This is a genomic window from Arenimonas sp. (genome assembly GCF_022842045.1).
In the GTDB taxonomy this organism is placed as follows: domain Bacteria; phylum Pseudomonadota; class Gammaproteobacteria; order Xanthomonadales; family Xanthomonadaceae; genus Arenimonas.
This window is the reverse complement of sequence record NZ_JALHQI010000031.1, coordinates 1-16,077: the sequence shown is the minus strand read 5'-3', so window position 1 is coordinate 16,077 and position 16,077 is coordinate 1. Positions and strand designations below refer to the sequence as shown.

The 16,077-nt window shown below is 71.8% G+C and carries 18 protein-coding genes; 11 read left to right on the top strand and 7 right to left on the bottom strand.

Annotation, left to right across the window (positions count from 1 at the left end):
* Positions 1-93 precede the first annotated feature (93 nt).
* The 3 genes from Q0C12_RS08300 to Q0C12_RS08290 are packed head-to-tail and all read left to right on the top strand — an operon-like array spanning position 94 to position 2,201.
* Positions 94-1,254 carry a GGDEF domain-containing protein gene (locus tag Q0C12_RS08300; protein WP_290888830.1) on the top strand — a complete coding sequence of 387 codons (1,161 nt, stop codon included), beginning with the start codon at positions 94-96 and terminating at the stop codon, positions 1,252-1,254.
* A gap of 51 nt (positions 1,255-1,305) precedes the next feature.
* The gene (locus tag Q0C12_RS08295) at positions 1,306-1,767 is read left to right on the top strand and encodes a ribonuclease domain-containing protein (RefSeq protein WP_290888827.1); all 462 of its coding nucleotides are present in this window, start codon (positions 1,306-1,308) and stop codon (positions 1,765-1,767) included.
* Entirely contained in the window at positions 1,764-2,201 is a 438-nt protein-coding gene (locus Q0C12_RS08290) for a barstar family protein (protein WP_290888825.1), read from the top strand. The genes Q0C12_RS08295 and Q0C12_RS08290 overlap by 4 nt, the downstream gene beginning before the upstream one ends.
* Here Q0C12_RS08290 and Q0C12_RS08285 read toward each other — a convergent pair whose 3' ends face one another.
* Positions 2,202-2,567 (bottom strand): DUF6164 family protein, encoded by a 366-nt coding sequence (locus tag Q0C12_RS08285; protein ID WP_290888823.1) that lies wholly within the window; start codon positions 2,565-2,567, stop codon positions 2,202-2,204.
* A 48-nt stretch (positions 2,568-2,615) separates the two neighbouring features.
* Here Q0C12_RS08285 and Q0C12_RS08280 point away from each other — a divergent pair, with 48 nt between their 5' ends.
* Positions 2,616-3,476, top strand: coding sequence for a DMT family transporter (locus tag Q0C12_RS08280; RefSeq protein ID WP_290888815.1), 861 nt, complete (start codon positions 2,616-2,618; stop codon positions 3,474-3,476).
* 38 nt (positions 3,477-3,514) lie between these two features.
* Here Q0C12_RS08280 and Q0C12_RS08275 read toward each other — a convergent pair whose 3' ends face one another.
* Complete coding sequence (locus Q0C12_RS08275; RefSeq protein WP_290888813.1) at positions 3,515-4,384, bottom strand: pseudouridine synthase; 870 nt, start codon at positions 4,382-4,384, stop codon at positions 3,515-3,517.
* Between the two features lie 306 nt (positions 4,385-4,690).
* Here Q0C12_RS08275 and Q0C12_RS08270 point away from each other — a divergent pair, with 306 nt between their 5' ends.
* Entirely contained in the window at positions 4,691-5,401 is a 711-nt protein-coding gene (locus Q0C12_RS08270; protein WP_290888811.1) for an rRNA pseudouridine synthase, read from the top strand.
* A gap of 1 nt (position 5,402) precedes the next feature.
* On the opposite strand, the gene Q0C12_RS08265 is transcribed toward Q0C12_RS08270, so the two are convergent.
* The gene (locus Q0C12_RS08265; protein WP_290888809.1) at positions 5,403-5,927 is read right to left on the bottom strand and encodes an SRPBCC family protein; all 525 of its coding nucleotides are present in this window, start codon (positions 5,925-5,927) and stop codon (positions 5,403-5,405) included.
* Positions 5,928-6,100: 173 nt separating this feature from the next.
* Here Q0C12_RS08265 and Q0C12_RS08260 point away from each other — a divergent pair, with 173 nt between their 5' ends.
* Together Q0C12_RS08260 and Q0C12_RS08255 are read left to right on the top strand one after the other, a co-directional pair.
* Entirely contained in the window at positions 6,101-7,057 is a 957-nt protein-coding gene (locus Q0C12_RS08260) for a DUF808 domain-containing protein (protein ID WP_290888807.1), read from the top strand.
* A 138-nt stretch (positions 7,058-7,195) separates the two neighbouring features.
* Complete coding sequence (locus tag Q0C12_RS08255) at positions 7,196-7,846, top strand: methyltransferase domain-containing protein (RefSeq protein WP_290888805.1); 651 nt, start codon at positions 7,196-7,198, stop codon at positions 7,844-7,846.
* Between the two features lie 6 nt (positions 7,847-7,852).
* On the opposite strand, the gene Q0C12_RS08250 is transcribed toward Q0C12_RS08255, so the two are convergent.
* From Q0C12_RS08250 to Q0C12_RS08240, 3 genes are all read right to left on the bottom strand, one after another.
* The gene (locus tag Q0C12_RS08250; protein WP_290888802.1) at positions 7,853-9,199 is read right to left on the bottom strand and encodes a M24 family metallopeptidase; all 1,347 of its coding nucleotides are present in this window, start codon (positions 9,197-9,199) and stop codon (positions 7,853-7,855) included.
* Between the two features lie 52 nt (positions 9,200-9,251).
* Positions 9,252-10,550, bottom strand: a complete 1,299-nt coding sequence (locus Q0C12_RS08245; protein WP_290888799.1) for a response regulator — start codon at positions 10,548-10,550, stop codon at positions 9,252-9,254.
* A 105-nt stretch (positions 10,551-10,655) separates the two neighbouring features.
* Positions 10,656-11,513: a PA4780 family RIO1-like protein kinase gene (locus tag Q0C12_RS08240; protein WP_290888796.1), complete on the bottom strand. Its 858-nt coding sequence runs from the start codon at positions 11,511-11,513 to the stop codon at positions 10,656-10,658.
* A gap of 192 nt (positions 11,514-11,705) precedes the next feature.
* Between Q0C12_RS08240 and Q0C12_RS08235 the strand changes: the two genes are divergently transcribed.
* The 3 genes from Q0C12_RS08235 to Q0C12_RS08225 all read left to right on the top strand — a co-directional run bounded on the left by Q0C12_RS08235 (position 11,706) and on the right by Q0C12_RS08225 (position 13,880).
* Complete coding sequence (locus Q0C12_RS08235; protein WP_290888794.1) at positions 11,706-12,041, top strand: YkgJ family cysteine cluster protein; 336 nt, start codon at positions 11,706-11,708, stop codon at positions 12,039-12,041.
* Positions 12,042-12,130: 89 nt separating this feature from the next.
* On the top strand, positions 12,131-12,691 hold the full coding sequence (locus Q0C12_RS08230) for a BLUF domain-containing protein (protein WP_290888791.1): 561 nt from the start codon (positions 12,131-12,133) through the stop codon (positions 12,689-12,691).
* A gap of 97 nt (positions 12,692-12,788) precedes the next feature.
* Positions 12,789-13,880, top strand: coding sequence for a sensor domain-containing diguanylate cyclase (locus Q0C12_RS08225; protein WP_290888788.1), 1,092 nt, complete (start codon positions 12,789-12,791; stop codon positions 13,878-13,880).
* A gap of 9 nt (positions 13,881-13,889) precedes the next feature.
* On the opposite strand, the gene Q0C12_RS08220 is transcribed toward Q0C12_RS08225, so the two are convergent.
* Positions 13,890-14,768 carry a transporter substrate-binding domain-containing protein gene (locus Q0C12_RS08220; RefSeq protein ID WP_290888784.1) on the bottom strand — a complete coding sequence of 293 codons (879 nt, stop codon included), beginning with the start codon at positions 14,766-14,768 and terminating at the stop codon, positions 13,890-13,892.
* 151 nt (positions 14,769-14,919) lie between these two features.
* On the opposite strand from Q0C12_RS08220, the gene Q0C12_RS08215 reads away from it, so the two are divergent.
* Positions 14,920-16,077: an OmpA family protein gene (locus Q0C12_RS08215; RefSeq protein ID WP_290888782.1), complete on the top strand. Its 1,158-nt coding sequence runs from the start codon at positions 14,920-14,922 to the stop codon at positions 16,075-16,077.

The following is a 16,077-nucleotide window of genomic DNA, read 5'->3' as shown; positions in this document are numbered from 1 at the left end:
CCATGTTACGAAAACGGCTGCGCCCCGCGCAGCGCCGTCCGCTGCGGAAAGTGCTAGCCTTCCGCGCATCACCACGGCTCGGGGGGGCCACCGGTGTTCCTGGACCCGTTCGCCAGCGCCCTGATCGCCCTGCTTGCCTCCGCGGCGATGTCCGCGGGCCTCTACGCCGCGGCCGCGCGCCAACCCCACGAGCTCGCCGGCCCGCAGCGGATCTGGGCCCGGGCGATCCTGCTCGCGCCGCTGGGCTGGCTGCTGCTCGAATGGGCCGTCGACCACCCCGGCCTGGCTGTGCCGGGCAAGACCCTGATCGTCGCGTCCTTCATCGAGTACCTGCGCGCCCTGGTGGCGTCACGCGGCCGCATGCCGGATTCGCCCTGGTTCGCGGCGCCGGTGCTGCTGGTCGCGGTGGCCAGCGCGATCATGCTGTTCACCGATCCCGGCCAGCCGATGCGCACCTGCCTGCTGTCCTTCCTGTGCGCGGGCATCGCCGCCAGCACGGCGGTGGTCGCGCTGCGTCGCGGTTCGCGGCCGGCCGGCGGCAATGCCGGCATCGTCGGCGCGGCGTTCTCGCTGTGCGCCCTGGTGCTGGCGACGCGCGGCGTCCTGCTGTATATGCCCGAAGGCAGCGCCGGCCGCGCGTGGGTCGAGCAGCCCTGGGCCGAAACGATGCTGCTCGGCGGCGCGATGCTGGCGCCCGCGGTGGCCAGCCTGGGCTTCGTGCTGATGGGCAGCGAACGCCTGCTCGAGCGCCTGCAGGACATCGCCGATACCGACGGGCTCACCGGGCTGCTCAGCCGCACCGCCTTCCTGCAGCAGTCGCGCCTGTGCATCGCCCGCGACCCGGGCCAGGACTGCGCGCTGATGGTGCTCGACCTGGACCACTTCAAGCGCATCAACGACGAACATGGCCACGACGCCGGCGACCAGGCGCTGCGGCTGGTGGCCTCGGCGATGCGCGACCAGCTGCGTCCCCGCGACCTGCTGGGCCGGCACGGCGGCGAAGAGTTCACGGTGCTGCTGCCCGACACGCCGCTGGCGGTGGCGGAAGCCTCGGCGCGCCGCATCCATGCGGCGGTCGCGCGGATCGGCTTCCTTGCCGACGGCGCGGCCGTGCCGCTGCGGGTCTCGATCGGCGTCGCGGCGCTGGAGCCGGGTGAAGCCGACATCGACCGCCTGATCCGGCGCGCCGACCAGGCGATGTACGCGGCCAAGCGCGCCGGCCGCAACCAGGTGCGCATCGCCCCGCCCGGCTGAGTGCATCACCGTCGCTTGCTAGACTCGCGTCTCCCTTTGCCGGACACGGCCATGCGCAAGCTTCGCCCCCTGCTGACCCTGGGCATCGTCGCCCTCCTGCTGTGGTTCTGGCAGGGGCCCGGCGGCGCCGGGCGCATCGACGAACAGCTGGCCGGTAGCGGTGCCTTCGAGGCGTCGACCGAGCAATCGACCGCGCCGTCGACCTCCGAATCGCGAGCGGACGCGCGCTCCGCTTTCCCGGACGCGGGGCTGCCGCCGGAAGCCCTCGACACGCTCGCGCTCATCGCCCGCGGGGGGCCCTATCCGCATCGCCAGGACGGCACGGTGTTCAACAACTTCGAGCGCCGGCTGCCATCGCGGCCGCGCGGCTACTATCGCGAGTTCACGGTGCGCACGCCCGGCCTGTCGCACCGCGGCCCGCGCCGCATCGTCACCGGCGGCGAGCCGCCGGCGGAGTACTGGTACACCGACGACCACTACGCGTCTTTCCGCCGCATCGGGCCGCAGCCGTGAGCCTGCATCCGCTGCAGTCGCTGCTGGTGGAACCGGACCAGTCCGGCGCCTTCTACCTCACCGCCTCCGACCTCGGTCCGCTGCTGGATGCCGCCGACGGCCTGGGCTTCCGCTGCGTGTCGGTGGACCTGGCGGACTGCATGGACAAGGCCGCGCTGCTGCGCCGCATGGCCACGGCCTTCGCCTTCCCGCCCGGTTTCGGCCTGAACTGGGACTCACTGTCGGATGCCCTGTCGGACCTGTCCTGGCTGCCGGCCGAAGGCTACGTGCTCGGGCTGGAGTCGCCGGGCGCGCTGCGCGGGGACTGCCCGGAGGACTTCGCCACCCTGGTCGCGGTGCTGGAGGGCGTGTCGCTGGCCTGGCGCGATGCGGGCCGTCCGTTCTGGTCCTTCATCGCCCTGCCCGACGACGAGTTCGACGCAATGGCCCCCTGATCAGCGCGCGATCAGCAGGAAGGGCAGCGTCGCCACCGCCAGCATCAGCAGGATGCCGATGATCGCTCCCAGCGCCTGGCCCGGCCGGGCCCGGATGCCGGCCCACGTCCCCGCGGCGCGGCCCTCGCGTCGCGCGGCCTCGTTCTCCGCCCGCACGCGCTCGCCGCGCTCGGCCTGGTAGCGCGCCAGCAGCGACTGCGCCTCGGCCAGCCGCGCCGCATCCGGCAGCCAGAATCCGCCCGCCGATACGCCCCAGAAGCTGGGCGGGGTCTCGTAGAAGTCGACCCCGTGGGCATTGAGCAGGGCGCGGACCTCGTCGGCCTCGTCATCCGGGACGTTTCGCAAGTTGAGCAAGAGGGTGGCCATCGGGCGATGATAGCGCCCCCGACGCCACGAACCGGAGCCGCGCCACCCATGCCCGACGCCGCACGCGCCCCCTCGCGCCTTCGCATCGCCACGCTGGCCGTGCTCGCCCTGCTCGCCTTCGCGGGCAATTCGCTGCTGTGCCGGGCGGCGCTGGCGAACACCGACATCGACCCCGCCAGCTTCACCGCGATCCGCATCCTGTCGGGCGCGATGATGCTGGTGCTGCTGCTGGCCGTGCGGCCCGGGCCGCTGCCGGCGGCCGGCAGCTGGCGCTCGGCGGCGGCGCTGTTCACTTATGCCCTCGCCTTTTCCTTCGCCTACACCGAACTGAGCGCCGGCACGGGCGCGCTGCTGCTGTTCGGCGCCGTGCAGGCCACGATGCTGGTCGCCGGCCTGTTCATGGGCACGCGCTGGAGCGCCTGGCAGGCACTGGGCCTGGCGCTGGCGCTGGCCGGGCTGGTCGGGCTGCTGTGGCCCGGACTCACCGCACCGCCTGCCCGGTCCGCGGCGCTGATGCTCGGCGCCGGCGTGGCCTGGGGCATCTACACGCTGCGCGGGCGCGGCCTGCCCGATGCCCTGGCCGCCACCACCGGCAACTTCATGCGTGCCGCGCCGATGGCGGTCCTGGCGGCCGGCATCGCCTGGCCCTGGCTCAAGCCGGACCTCGATGGCGCCCTGCTCGCCCTTGCCTCCGGCGCACTGACCTCGGGCCTGGGCTACGCGCTCTGGTACGCCGCGCTGCGCGGGCTGTCGCCGCAGGCGGCGGGCAGCAGCCAGCTGAGTGTTCCGGTGATCACGGCGCTGGCCGGCGTGGTGCTGCTGGGTGAAAGCATCGACCTGCGGCTGGCGCTGGGCGCGCTGGCGGTGCTGGGCGGCATCGCGCTGACGCTGGACTGGCGCAAGGCCTGAGGCGCACACCCGCCGCGACGCCGCTTCGCAGGGCGGCGTTAAGGCGCCTGGAGTTCGCGCGCACTCTCGAATTCGCGGCGCCTTCCGCTGAGCGGGTCGAGGAACACCAGCCTCACGGCCAGCAGCCGCAGCGGCTGCGCGAAGTCCTGGGCAGCCCCGTCCAGCGCCGGATAAAGCGGATCGCCGACGATGGGTGCGCCCAGCCCCGCCAGATGCAGGCGCAGCTGGTGCTTGCGCCCGGTCACCGGCTGCAGCGCGTAGCGCCAGGCCGCCTCGCCGCGCGCGATCACGTCGATGCGCGTTTCCGAATTGGGCGCGCCCTCGGTTTCGCGCATGCGGAAGAAGGGCTGGCCGGCCTCGATGCGGCTGCGGCGCACGTGCGGGAACGCCAGGCCGGGCAGCGCGGGCGCCAGTGCCTCGTAGTGTTTGTCGATGCGGCGTTCGCGGAACAGCGCCTGGTACGCCGCGCGCGAACCGGGATCGCGCGAGAACAGCACCAGCCCCGCCGTTGCGCGATCGATGCGGTGTAGCGGCACGAGGTCCGGTGCTCCCAGCCGCCGCTGCAGCCGCCGCAGCAGCGTGTGCTCCAGGTAGCGGCCCGCCGGCGTCACCGGCAGGAAATGCGGCTTGTCGGCCACCACCAGGTGCTCGTCCTCGTGGATGACGACCTCTTCGAACGGCACCGCCGCCTCGTCCGGCACCTCGCGCGAATAGGTCAGCTCCATCCCGGTGCGATGCGGCGTGGCCGCGTCCAGCGGCGCGCCGCGGGCGTCGCGCACGCGGCCGCGCCGCATGCGGTCGAGCCACTGCGCCCGATCCACCGCCGGGAACCGGTCGCACAGCGCATCGAGCACTGTGGCCCAGGGCCCGGGCGGCAGCTGCAGCCGGCTGGCGAAGTCGTCGTCCATGCCGGCATTGTCACCCCCGCCGCCCCATGGAAAAAGTCGCGGCCGCGGCGCATGCTTCCGGCACCGGCCGGCACGGGCCGCCCGGAACACCACTGCACGGAGTCCACCATGGCCAAGGGCCTGAACCAGAAGAAGACCGAGAAGAAGAAGCCGGAGAAGACGCTGAAGGAAAAGCGCGCCGAGAAGCAAAGCAAGAAGGCCGGCAAGGCCTGATCCCGGGGACGGACGCCGCCCGGCGTCCGCCCGCGTCGCCCCGCGCCGAGGCCGGGGCGCCTACAATGGGGCCCGTTCCGCAGGCCCCTTCCGATGACCGAACCCGTCCGACTGTCCAAGCGCGTGGTCGAGATCGCCGGCTGCTCGCGCAGCGAGGCCGAGCAGTACGTGCAGGGCGGCTGGGTGCGCGTGGCTGGCGTCGTGGTCGAGGAACCGCAGTTCAAGGTCACCGACCAGGTGGTCGAGCTCGACCCGGCCGCGAAGCTCGAACCGGCCGAACCCGCGACCCTGGTCCTGCATAAACCCGCAGGGCTGCCCGCCATCGACGCGATCGCGCTGGCCACGCCAGCGCACCGCTGGGACGGCGACGACACCGGCTGGCGCGTGCACAAGCGCCACTTCGTCCACCAGGCACCGGGCTTGCCGCTGGAGGACGCCGCCAGCGGCCTGCTGGTCCTGAGCCAGGACGGTCGCGTGCTGCGGCGCCTGGCCGAGGACGCCGCGAAGCTCGAGCAGGAATTCATCGTCGACGTCGAGGGCGAGCTGGCGCCCTACGGCTGGAACCGGCTCTCGCACGGCACCACCTTCGACGGCTGGCCGGTGGCGCCGTTCAAGGTCAGCTGGCAGAGCGAGCAGCGGCTGCGCTTCGCCATCAAGGGCGTGCGGCCTGGCCTGATCCAGCACCTGTGCCGGGAAGTCGGGCTCACGGCGCTGTCGCTGCGCCGGATCCGGCTGGGCCGGATCCCGCTGTCGAAGATGCCGCCCGGGCAGTGGCGCTACCTGCCGCCCAGCGAACGGTTCTGAGTCAGGACTCTTCCTCGATCGGGCCGTCCCGCCGCGCGAGATAGGCGGCCAGGCCACCCAGCTGCTGCGCCTGCACGCGGTCCACCACCGGCGCGAACTTCGACAGGTCGTCCGGCGTGTAGCCGCCCACGCGGTACCAGAGCGTGATGCGCGTGCCGCCGCCGTCGGCGGGCGCCAGCCGGAACTCGAGCGCGCCGTCCAGGCCCATGCCCTGCAGGGGGCCCAGGCCACCGGTCATGCGAAGCACGCGCCCGGGGTCGGCGAAGGTGACCAGCAGGTGCTGGGCCTCGCGGTCGCCGGCGGTTTCGCAGAAGCAGCCGCCGCTGCGCGGCTGGATCACCAGGGTCGAGGCCTTGCCCCACCAGGTGTGGTCGCGCGGCCACCACGCGTCCACGTCGTCCACCAGCGCGTCCCAGGCTTCCGCCGCCGATGCCGCGACCACCACGCTGTTCTCGACGGTGAAGCCGTCGGCGGCGCTGTCCTTGACCTCGGCCCGGGCGCCGGCCGCGAACGCCAGCGCCAGCATCAGCGCGCTCCCGGCGCGTCCCGTTCCCCTGACCCGCAACCGGTTTGGCACGATCCTCTCCCGCGGCGCTGGAAGGCCCGAGTGTAGCGACCCCACGCGCCGGGTGCGACGACCCTCCCCTTCGGCGGCGGGCGGATGCGAGAATCGCGGCCTCGCCCCGCATCGGACCCGCCATGGCCTCCAGCCTGCTCGCCCTCCTCGACGACATCGCCACGATCCTCGACGACGTCTCGGTGATGACCAAGGTCGCCACCAAGAAGACCGCCGGCGTGCTCGGTGACGACCTCGCCCTGAACGCGCAGCAGGTGTCCGGCGTGAAGCCCGACCGCGAGTTGCCCGTGGTCTGGGCCGTGGCCAAGGGCTCGGCGGTGAACAAGGTGATCCTGGTGCCCGCGGCGCTGGCGATCAGCGCCCTGGAAGGCTGGCTGGCCAGCCGCGGCATCGTGGTGCCGATCGTCACCGCGCTGATGATGGTCGGCGGCGCCTTCCTCTGCTACGAAGGCGTGGAAAAGCTGATGCACAAATTCCTGCACCCGGCCGAAGCGGAGAAGCAAATCGTCGCGCTGCTCGAGGCTGTCGCCGACGAGTCGGTGGACCTGGTGGCGCGCGAGAAGGACAAGATCAAGGGCGCGATCCGCACCGACTTCATCCTCTCGGCCGAGATCATCGTGATCACGCTGGGAACCGTGGCGGCGAAGGACTTCGTCACCCAGGTCGGCGTGCTCACCGCGATCGCGGCGATCATGACCGTGGGTGTGTATGGCCTGGTCGCCGGCATCGTCAAGCTCGACGACGGCGGCCTGTACCTGAGCCAGTTGCCCGGCGATTCCGCGGCGCGGCGTGCCAAGCGCGCGCTGGGCCGCGGCATCCTCACCGCCGCGCCCTGGCTGATGAAGTTCCTGGCCATCGCCGGCACCGCCGCGATGTTCCTTGTGGGCGGCCAGATCCTGGTCCATGCCATCCCGGTCGTGCACCACTTCGTGCAGGGCATCACCCCGGCCGGTGGCTGGGGCCTGCCGGTGTCGATGCTGGCCGAAGCCGCGTTCGGCATCCTGGCCGGCATCGCCGTCGTGCTGGGCGTCACCGCCTGGGGCAAGTTGCGCGGGAAGGGCGAGGCCGCGGCGCACTGACGGCCGCGCGCGGCCGGCATTGCGGGTAGACTGCGGGCGCACCTTCGCACGTCACGCCCCGGGCACGTCGCCCTCGCCGTAGCGCCTCCCACGCGTCACCGTCCCCGTTCGCCGGGACGACGCCCCCACGGAGCGCCCATGCCGGGCTACGCCACCCGCCTGCTCACCCTGCGATTCGGCGGGCATGATTACCGCATCCGCGCGCTGAGCGACCTGCAGCAGTTCGCCGACCCGCACGGGCACGCCGAGCGCGCCGGCATTTCCTCGGCGATGTGGAGCCTGTTCGGCCAGGTCTGGCCGGCCGGGCGCGTGCTGGCGCAGGCGATGAGCGGGTTCGATGTCGCCGGCAAGCGCGTGCTGGAGCTGGGCTGCGGCCTCGGGCTCGCCAGCCTGGTGCTGCAGCGGCGCCAGGCCGACATCACCGCCAGCGACCATCACCCGCTGGCGGAGGAATTCCTGGCCTACAACGCGGAACTCAACGGCCTGCCGCCGCTGGCGTTCCTCGACCTGGCCTGGCACCTGCCGCAGCCGAGGCTGGGCGAGTTCGACCTGGTGATCGCCAGCGACGTGCTCTACGAGCGCGGGCACGCCGAACAGCTGGCGACCCTGCTGGCCACCCACATGCGCCCCAGCGCCGAGGTGCTGATCACCGATCCGGGGCGCGGCAACAGCGGCGCCTTCACCACCGCGCTGAAGAAGCAGGGCTACGCCGTGACCGAAGTGCGCAGCGCGTTCAACGACGACGACGTGGCGCCCTTCCGCGGGCGCCTGCTCAGCTACCGGCGCTGACGACGCTCAGCGCACCACGTGCCACTGGGTCTGGCGCCCGGCCAGGTAGGTGACCTTCTCGCCGTCGAAGATCGCGCTCTGCTCGAGCTTGATCTGGACCCACTGGCGGCCCCACTCCGGCACGCGCGCCTTGATGTTGCCCTCGATGGCATAGGCGGTGTCCGGGTACAGCGGCCAGGTTCCGCCGTCGGCGCCGCCGCTCTGGTCGTCCCACATGCCGATGGTCGGGCCGGCCGCGTGGCCGAAGAATCCGATGGGATGGGTGTAGGTGCTCGACACCAGCTTCGCGCGCTCCGCATCGCGGCGGGTGGCCGCCAGGATCTCGCTGCCGGTGCGGCCACTGCGAAAATTGGCGGTCAGCAGGTCCTGCCAGCGGTTGCCATCGGCCAGCGCCGCCTTCAGCCCCGCCGGCACGTCGGTTTCGCCGGGACGCAGCACGTAGCCCATTTCCTGGGTGTCGGTGCACAGCTTCAGGTAGCACAGGCCCACGTCGGTGTGCAGCACGTCGCCGGGCTGGATGATGCCCTCGCTGCCGCAGAACGGCGCCTGCTCCCCGCAGGCGACGCCGGCGCGCTGGAAGTTGACGTCGGGCATGAACCACACCGGCAGGCCGAGCGCCTCGTAGCGGCGGCGGATGTACCAGGCCACGTCGTCGGTGTGGGTGGCGCCGGGCGTGATCACCTTGGACGAGAACGCATCGGAGATGACGCTGCGGGCGATGGCGACGATGTGCGGGTACAGCGCCTGCTCGGAGGCGATGCGGGTCTCGGTCCAGCGCACGACCAGGTCCTCCGCGGACACCAGGCGCGATTCGAAGCCCGCGGGCAGCACGGCCAGCAGGCGCTCGTGCAGGCCCTTGCTGAGGCCATCGGCGATCGGCCACTGGCGCGAGACGTTGATGCCGATGCGCTTGGGGTCGCGCTCGGCGATCAGCTGGCCCAGCGCCCGCCACTGCGCGTCGAGGTCGCCGCCGGACCAGACCGAGGTGTAGGGCTCGCCCAGCGGGTAGCGGTTCACCACCAGGCGGTCCACGGTGCCGTCGGGCCTGCGGTGGAAGGCCAGCAGGGTCGTGCGGCGCGCCGCGAAGGTGGGCTGCGGGACCAGCGTGAAGTAGATCGGGTCTTCGGCGTACTCGCGCGAGAGCACCAGCCACAGGTCGATGTTGGTTTCCGCCATCAGCCGCGGCAGCAGGGTCTCCAGCCGCTCGGTGACGATGCGGTTCTCGACCGCGACCCGCTCGCGCGGCGCCAGCACCGCCGGTTCACCCTCTACCACCCGCCCTTGTTCGAAGGCCAGCGCGACGGTGGCGGGCAGCAGGGCGAGGCAAAGCGTGGCGGCGAGTCGCAGGCGCATGGCGGGTTCCGGCAAGGACGGTCGCCCGATGATAGCCAAGCCGGCGCGCTTGTCAGCCCAGGCGCTGCAGGAACTGGATCAACTGGGCGCGCTGGCCCGGGCCCAGCAGCCGCAGCACCGGCAGCAGGCGGCCGATGACCTGGGGCATCTTGTCGGCCACGGCACGAGCGTTGCCGGCGGCGAGTTCGTCCAGCAACGGGTCGATGCGAAGGGGTGCCGGCGTGGTGGCGGCGCTCGTCGCGGGTTCGGGCGCCGGTGCCGATGCGGGTTTCGCGGCGGGTGTTGGAGCCGGGGTAGCCGACGGCATATCTCCGGCAGTCGTGGCCGCGGCCAGGACAGGCGCCACCGGCGCGGGCATGGGGATGGTCGTCGGCGGCGCGGCCACCGCCGGCGCGGCCAGCGGCACGATGCAGGTCTCGACATGCAGCGCAGGCGCGGCGGCCTCGCCGGTCGGCGGTGCCGCGACGGGCGGTGCGTCCAGCATCGCCTGGCACTGGTCCATCATTGCCTGCGCGCCGAGCCCCAGCGCCAGGTCCGGGCACAGCACCGCGGCGCCCAGCTCGACCGCGATCGGTTCGCCGTTCTCGTCCACCGGCGGCTGGCCCAGCAGCTCCAGCCGCAGGCGGCCGATCATGCCTTCGATGCCCACCGGGTCGCCCCCGGGCAGCGACAGTGCGAAGCCGCCGAGGCCAACGCGCGCCGCGGTATCCTCCTTGCGGATGCGCCCGCGCAGCATGCGCGCGACCTGCAGCACCAACGCCTCGGCCACTTCACGGCCGTGGTAGAGGAAGAACCGGCGGAAATCGACCATCTCCAGCCGCACCAGGCACAGCGGGTGCTGGTGCCGGCGCGCATAGGCGATGTCCTGCTGCAGGCGGTCGAGGAAGCCGGCCTTGTTGCTGAGGCCCGTCAGGCCGTCGAGCGTGGACTGGGCCTGCAGCTGGCGGGTGATGCGCTGGTTGTTGGCGTGGGCGCGGGCGCGCGCCACCAGGTCGGTGGTCGAAAAGGGCTTGGTGATGAAATCGGTGGCGCCCATGTCCAGCGCCCGCATCCGCGCCGCCTCGTCGTTCTCGGCGCCGGTGACGATGATCAGCGGCAGCGCCTGCACTCCGGCGTCAGCCGAGCCGCGCACCCGGCGCAGCAGGTCGTAGCCATCGGACACGGGCATGTTGAGGTCGGAGAAAACGACCTGGATGGTCTGGTCCTCGCTGACCATCTGCCAGGCCTGCGCGCCGTCGTCTGCGGTGACGACGTCGAACTCGTCGCCCAGCATCTTCATGGCCGCCTTGCGCATCAGCTTGGAGTCATCGACCACCAGGATGCGCGCCTTGGCGCCCGAGTCCCCGCTCATCCCTGCCCCCAAGACCGACCCCTGAACTCCCCCCAATCTAGACCAAGCGGCCCGGCCTGCCCACCACCCCGGTCACAGAACCGGAAATCCGGGGCCAGGCGGGCCTCAGTCCTGTTCGGCGGCGGCCTCGCGGCCCTGCTGGCGGATGATCGCCTCCTGGCGGGCATCCTCGATGCTCATGAGCACCGCGCCCAGGTCGGCCCGGCGCTCGTCGAAGGTGAAGTGGCCGGTGAGCACGGTGTCGGGGCGCAGTTCGCCGCGCTCGTACAGCGCCCACATCTCCTCCCCGTAGTGCGTGGCCAGCAGCGCCGGCTCGAACCGGCCCAGGCTGTCGCGAAGGTTGTGCACGTCGCGCAGCAGCATGGCCCGGGCGGCGTTGTTGCCGGCGGCACTGACCACCTGCGGGAAATCGATGATCACCGGCCCCTCGGGCGAGACCAGCACGTTGTATTCGGACAGGTCGCCGTGGATCAGGCCCAGGCACAACATGCGCACCACGTCGCGCACCAGCGCGTGGTGGTAGCGGGCGGCCTCGGCGGCCTCGAGCTCGACCTCGCCCAGGCGAGGGGCGCTGTGGCCCCCGGCATCGGTCACCAGCGCCATCAGCAGCACGCCGTGGTGGTAGCCATGCGGGCGCGGCGCGCTCACGCCGGCCTCGACCAGCTGGTAGAGCGCGTCGACCTCGGTGTTCTTCCACTGCGTCTCGAGCTCGCGCTTGCCGAACTTGCTGGCCTTGCCCATGGCCCGCTGCTGGCGGCTGCCGCGGACCTTGCGGCCCTCCTGGTACTGCACGCGGGCCTGGAAACTGCGCTGGCCCATGTCCTTGTAGACCTTGGCGCACAGCACCTCGTCGCCGGAACGAACCACGTACACCGAGGCTTCCTTGCCGCTCTTGAGCGGGCGCAGCACTTCGTCGATCACGCCGTCGTCGATCAACGGCTGCAGGCCCTTGGGGGTTTTCATCGGTGGGCACGCGGCCGGGTTCGGGCCGGCATTATGGCCCAGCCCCGGCCGGGGCGCCCGGCAGGGTGTAGACTGCGCCCGCCAGCTGAACCGCCTGCGCGTCCCGCCGTCCCGAATCCCGGGCTCCGCTTCGCCCCCTCCACGCGCCACCGCCCCGCCCCGCGGGCCGGATCGCCATCCCCGAAGCCGCCCATGCCCATCGTGTTCCGCGACGACGACCAGCGCGTCGATCCCGCCGTTTCCTGCGACCGCTGCGCCGCCGTCTGCTGCCGCCTCACGGTGGTGCTGATGCCCGACGAAGTGCAGCCGCCGCACCTGGTCGATGTCGACCACCGCGGCCTGGACGTGATGCGCCGCGACGCCGACGGCTGGTGCGCGGCGCTCGACCGCGAGCACATGCGCTGCGGCATCTACGACACGCGTCCGAGCATCTGCCGCAAGTTCGCGATGGGCGGCGCCTACTGCCGCGACGAGCGCAAGGTCCACGCCCGCAACCCCGCCCCGCTGCCTGTGAAACCTGCGGCATGACGGTGAAAACCGCGTCGAAACGGCCGTTTTCACGGGGTCCATGAAGCCATGCGTGGAATGATGCGCTCGTTCCACGACGAGGTGCCCCCATGTCTTCCCTGCTCCGACTGACCTACGCCAGCCGCGCGCGTTTCGACGACGTGAACGGCAGCGCCGGCATCCATCCGGAAGTCGCCCGCATCCTGATCCAGTCCCGCCGCAACAATCCGCGCCGCGGCCTGGTGGGCGCGCTTTACTTCGGCGACGGCTGTTTCTTCCAGTGCCTGGAAGGCCCGGCCGCGGAAGTCGAGGCGCTCTACCAGCAGCTGCACGCCGATCCGCGCCACCATGACCTCAAGGTGCTGGCGCGCGAGGACATCGCGCGCCGCAGCTTCTCCAGCTGGGCAATGAAGCTGGTGCCCAACGCCAGCCAGGTGCGCCGGCTGATGGCCCGGCATGGACGCGCCACCTTCGACCCCTACAGCTTCGACGCCGACCTGCTGGCGGCGATGAACCGCCTGCTGGTCGAAGGGCCCGACGCGAAACTGGCCGCCGAGGTGGTGACCCCGCCGCCCGGTGCACCCGAACCCGCGCCGGGCCTGCGCTACGCGATGGCGGTGCTGGGCGTGGTGCTGCTGGGCGTCGTGGCAACGGTGGCGGTCGCCCGCTGACCGACGCCGCCGCCCCGCGGCGGGCCGAATCTTTCGCCCCCCCCCCCACGGCCGGGCTCGGCTATGCTGGCGGCGTATCCAGGGGGGATGCCACAACTTGTCGACCACCGCGCCTCCGGTTTCCGGCGGGCAGGACGACCGCCGTGGCGGTCATCTGCGTGACCTGCCGCGCCGCACCTACCGCTTCCGCATCCTGGGCATGGGCCTGGCGGCGCTGCCGCTGGTCGTGGTGCTGGCGGCGCGCGATGCGTCGTGGCCTTACTGGGCCTGGGCCGCCTTCGCTTGCCTGGTCTGGCCGCACCTGGCCTTCGTGGTTGCCATCCGCAGCCGTGATCCCAAGCTGGCCGAGCTGCGCAACTTCCTGTTCGACTCGCTGCTGGCGGGCTCGTACGCCGCGGTGTTGCACTTCAACGTGCTGCCCTCGGTGCTGCTGATGGCCATGGCCACCGCCGACAAGGTCAATTCCGGCATCCGCGGCCTGTGGCTGCGCTCGCTGCCGGCCATGGCGCTGGGCCTGGTGGGCGCAGGCCTGCTCACCGGCTTCGCGTTCGAGCCCGAAACCACGATGCCCGTGGTGCTGGCCTGCCTGCCGATCATGGTGATCCATTCGCTGGCGGTCAGCCTGTCGAGCTACCAGCTCGTGCGCACGATGCAGCGCCAGAACCTGCAGCTCGAGGCACTGAACCGCACCGACACCCTCACCGGCCTCGACAGCCGCGCCCACTGGCAATCGCAGGCCGAGCACCAGCTGCGCCGCCGCCACGCCAAGGGACAGGAGGCCACCCTGCTATTGGTGGACGTGGACCGGTTCAAGGACATCAACGACCGCCACGGCCACGCGCTGGGCGACGAAGTGCTGCGGGAGGTCGGCCACCACGTCCGCCGCGCTGCGCTGCCTGCCGGCCATGCCGGGCGACTGGGCGGCGATGAGTTCGCGGTGGCCTTGCCGGTCGACGCCGAAACGGCCGCTGGCATCGCCGAGCAATTGCGCCAGCAGGTGGCCGCGCTGCGCTTCGAACGGGCACCCGGCCTGCAGGTCTCGATCAGCGTTGGCCTGGCCACCGCGGTCGACCACGACACCGAACTGGCGGACTGGATGGAAACCGCCGACCGTGCGCTCTACGAGGCCAAGCGGGGCGGCCGCAACCGCGTCGCCATGCTCACCAGCCCGGCCAAACCCGGCGCCTGAGCCGGCCACTCAGTCCCCGGGCGAGCGTGCCCAGCGCGCGCCGACCCACAACAACAGGCCCAGCAGGATCAGGCCGGCGATCCACCACGACACGCTGCTGCGCTCGCGCGCATCCATCGGCCGGTGCTGGCGCTCCACCGGCACCGGGCTCGCCACCTCGTCCGCCATGATCCGCGCCAGCTCGCCGTTCTCCCGCAGGCGCGCCAGGCCGGCATCGATCTTCTCGCGCAGCGCCGGCCGGTCGCGGCTGACGCCAAACGCATAGTCGCGCTCGAGCAGCGGCGGGCTCAGCGCCACGATGTCCTTGAGCCCGTGCACGGCGATCGCGCGCTCGCCGATGTCGCTGGGTACCAGCGCGAAATCCGCTTCGCCGCGCGCCACGGCAAGCACCGCGCCGTCCTCGATGTTGATGGGCCGGATCTCGATGCCGGCGTCCTGGTTGGCCAGCCACTCGTAGGCCATGCCGGCGAACTGCACCGCGACCCGGCGGCCGGCCAGGTCCTCGATGTCTTCCACGCGCGCCGCCCGGCGCGGCCCGAACACCTGGTGGTGCCGCCGTGCGAACGGCTGGCTGAAGTCGAAGCGGGCGCGGCGGTCCTCGGTGATGAACATCGGCACCACGTCCACCGCACCGCGCTCGAGCTGGCCCAGCACGCGGCCCCACTCGAGCAGGCTGAATTCGACCTGGAAGCCCTGGTCGGCGGCGATCGCGCGGATCAGTTCGACGTCCCGGCCCGCGGCCTGGCCCTGCTGATTCAGGTAATGGAACGGGGGGTAGTTCGGGTCGCCGCCAACCAGCGCGGATTCCGACTGCGCACCGACCGGCATCGCCAGCACGAGCAGGAGAAGCAGGCCGAATGGGAGGCGGGATGGGCGGAGGGACACCATGGCCTGAGCATAACCAATTCGCCCCGGCCCAACGGTGCACGCGCCTTCACGCCAAGCGCTGGCCCCGGGAAGCCCCCTAACCCGTGTGACAGAGATGGAGATCCCACGTGCGGTGCATCCTCAGCCCGCCCCTTTTCTTCCGGAGCCCACCATGCGACTGCTGCCGCTGCTGCTTGCCTCGACCCTCGTCCTCACCGCCTGTGGCCAACGGGAGGAGGATGCCGCCGCCGGGAGCGCGCCGGCCACCGACCCGGCGGCCGAGGCGAGCGCCGGGCCCGCTACCGCCACGCAGCCCGGCGAGCCGGGCGCCGAAGACGTCGCCGCTACGGACGCCGGCCTGGCGTCGGCATCGCAGGCAACTCCGCTGCCCGGCGAGCCTGGCGGCCCCGAGCTGGCGACCGACGCCGCCCCGCCGGCGGAGGTTCCCGCCGAGTTCGACCCCGCCAGCGTGCCCGAGTCCACCGCAAGCCTGCCGCCCTTCCCCTTCTTCAAGGAGCCCGAGGGCCTGGTCAGCACGCTAAGCGACCGCGATCGCAACAAGAACTTCGACCGCGAGCACATGATCGCCGGCGACAAGGTGGTGGCCGTCGAGGGCAAGGTCTTCCGCGACCGCTTCCAGCTCACCAACCCCGACCAGCGCGAATACTCCGACATCGAGTTCCAGCGCAACTACGCCAACGCCATCGCCGAGCTGGGCGGCCAGCAAATCAACCAGGTTCAATACACGAACGAGGTGAACGCGGCCTTCGGCGGCCGCGAGGCGGTCGACAAGCACTACCACGGCACCTGCGCCAGCGACGGTTGCGAGAACAACACCTACCTCATCCGCCAGGGCGGCAAGGAATGGTGGATCCAGGTCAGCACCGGCGCGATCCCGCTGCACGGCGAAGTGGTGGTGCTCGAGCGCCAGGGCATGGCCAGCAAGCTGGCCTTCATCGACGCCGCCGCGATGAAGAAGGCGCTGGACGCCGACGGCCGCATCGCGCTCTACATCAATTTCGACGTGGACAAGGCCACGCTTCGCCCCGACGCCTCGGCGGTGGTGGCGGAAATCCACCGCCTGCTGTCGAACGACCCGTCGCTGCGCCTGTCCATCGACGGCCATACCGACAGCACCGGCACCGCCGAGCGCAACCGCGAACTGTCGCGCCAGCGCGCCGAGGCGGTACAAGCGGCGCTGGTCGCCCAGGGAATCGCCGCCGACCGCCTGCAGGCGCAGGGCTTCGGCCCCGACCAGCCGCTGGCCGACAACGCCACCGAGGACGGCCGCGCGAAGAACCGCCGCGTGGAGCTGGTGCGCCTGCCCTGA

Coding starts and splice junctions, on each gene's coding strand:
- Q0C12_RS08240 (WP_290888796.1), bottom strand. CDS start 11,513: ATGAAAACCCCCAAGGGCCTGCAGCCGTTGATCGACGACGGCGTGATC.
- Q0C12_RS08215 (WP_290888782.1), top strand. CDS start 14,920: ATGCGACTGCTGCCGCTGCTGCTTGCCTCGACCCTCGTCCTCACCGCC.
- Q0C12_RS08220 (WP_290888784.1), bottom strand. CDS start 14,768: ATGGTGTCCCTCCGCCCATCCCGCCTCCCATTCGGCCTGCTTCTCCTG.
- Q0C12_RS08245 (WP_290888799.1), bottom strand. CDS start 10,550: ATGAGCGGGGACTCGGGCGCCAAGGCGCGCATCCTGGTGGTCGATGAC.
- Q0C12_RS08270 (WP_290888811.1), top strand. CDS start 4,691: ATGACCGAACCCGTCCGACTGTCCAAGCGCGTGGTCGAGATCGCCGGC.
- Q0C12_RS08280 (WP_290888815.1), top strand. CDS start 2,616: ATGCCCGACGCCGCACGCGCCCCCTCGCGCCTTCGCATCGCCACGCTG.
- Q0C12_RS08285 (WP_290888823.1), bottom strand. CDS start 2,567: ATGGCCACCCTCTTGCTCAACTTGCGAAACGTCCCGGATGACGAGGCC.
- Q0C12_RS08255 (WP_290888805.1), top strand. CDS start 7,196: ATGCCGGGCTACGCCACCCGCCTGCTCACCCTGCGATTCGGCGGGCAT.
- Q0C12_RS08275 (WP_290888813.1), bottom strand. CDS start 4,384: ATGGACGACGACTTCGCCAGCCGGCTGCAGCTGCCGCCCGGGCCCTGG.
- Q0C12_RS08260 (WP_290888807.1), top strand. CDS start 6,101: ATGGCCTCCAGCCTGCTCGCCCTCCTCGACGACATCGCCACGATCCTC.
- Q0C12_RS08230 (WP_290888791.1), top strand. CDS start 12,131: ATGTCTTCCCTGCTCCGACTGACCTACGCCAGCCGCGCGCGTTTCGAC.
- Q0C12_RS08295 (WP_290888827.1), top strand. CDS start 1,306: ATGCGCAAGCTTCGCCCCCTGCTGACCCTGGGCATCGTCGCCCTCCTG.
- Q0C12_RS08250 (WP_290888802.1), bottom strand. CDS start 9,199: ATGCGCCTGCGACTCGCCGCCACGCTTTGCCTCGCCCTGCTGCCCGCC.
- Q0C12_RS08235 (WP_290888794.1), top strand. CDS start 11,706: ATGCCCATCGTGTTCCGCGACGACGACCAGCGCGTCGATCCCGCCGTT.
- Q0C12_RS08265 (WP_290888809.1), bottom strand. CDS start 5,927: ATGCTGGCGCTGGCGTTCGCGGCCGGCGCCCGGGCCGAGGTCAAGGAC.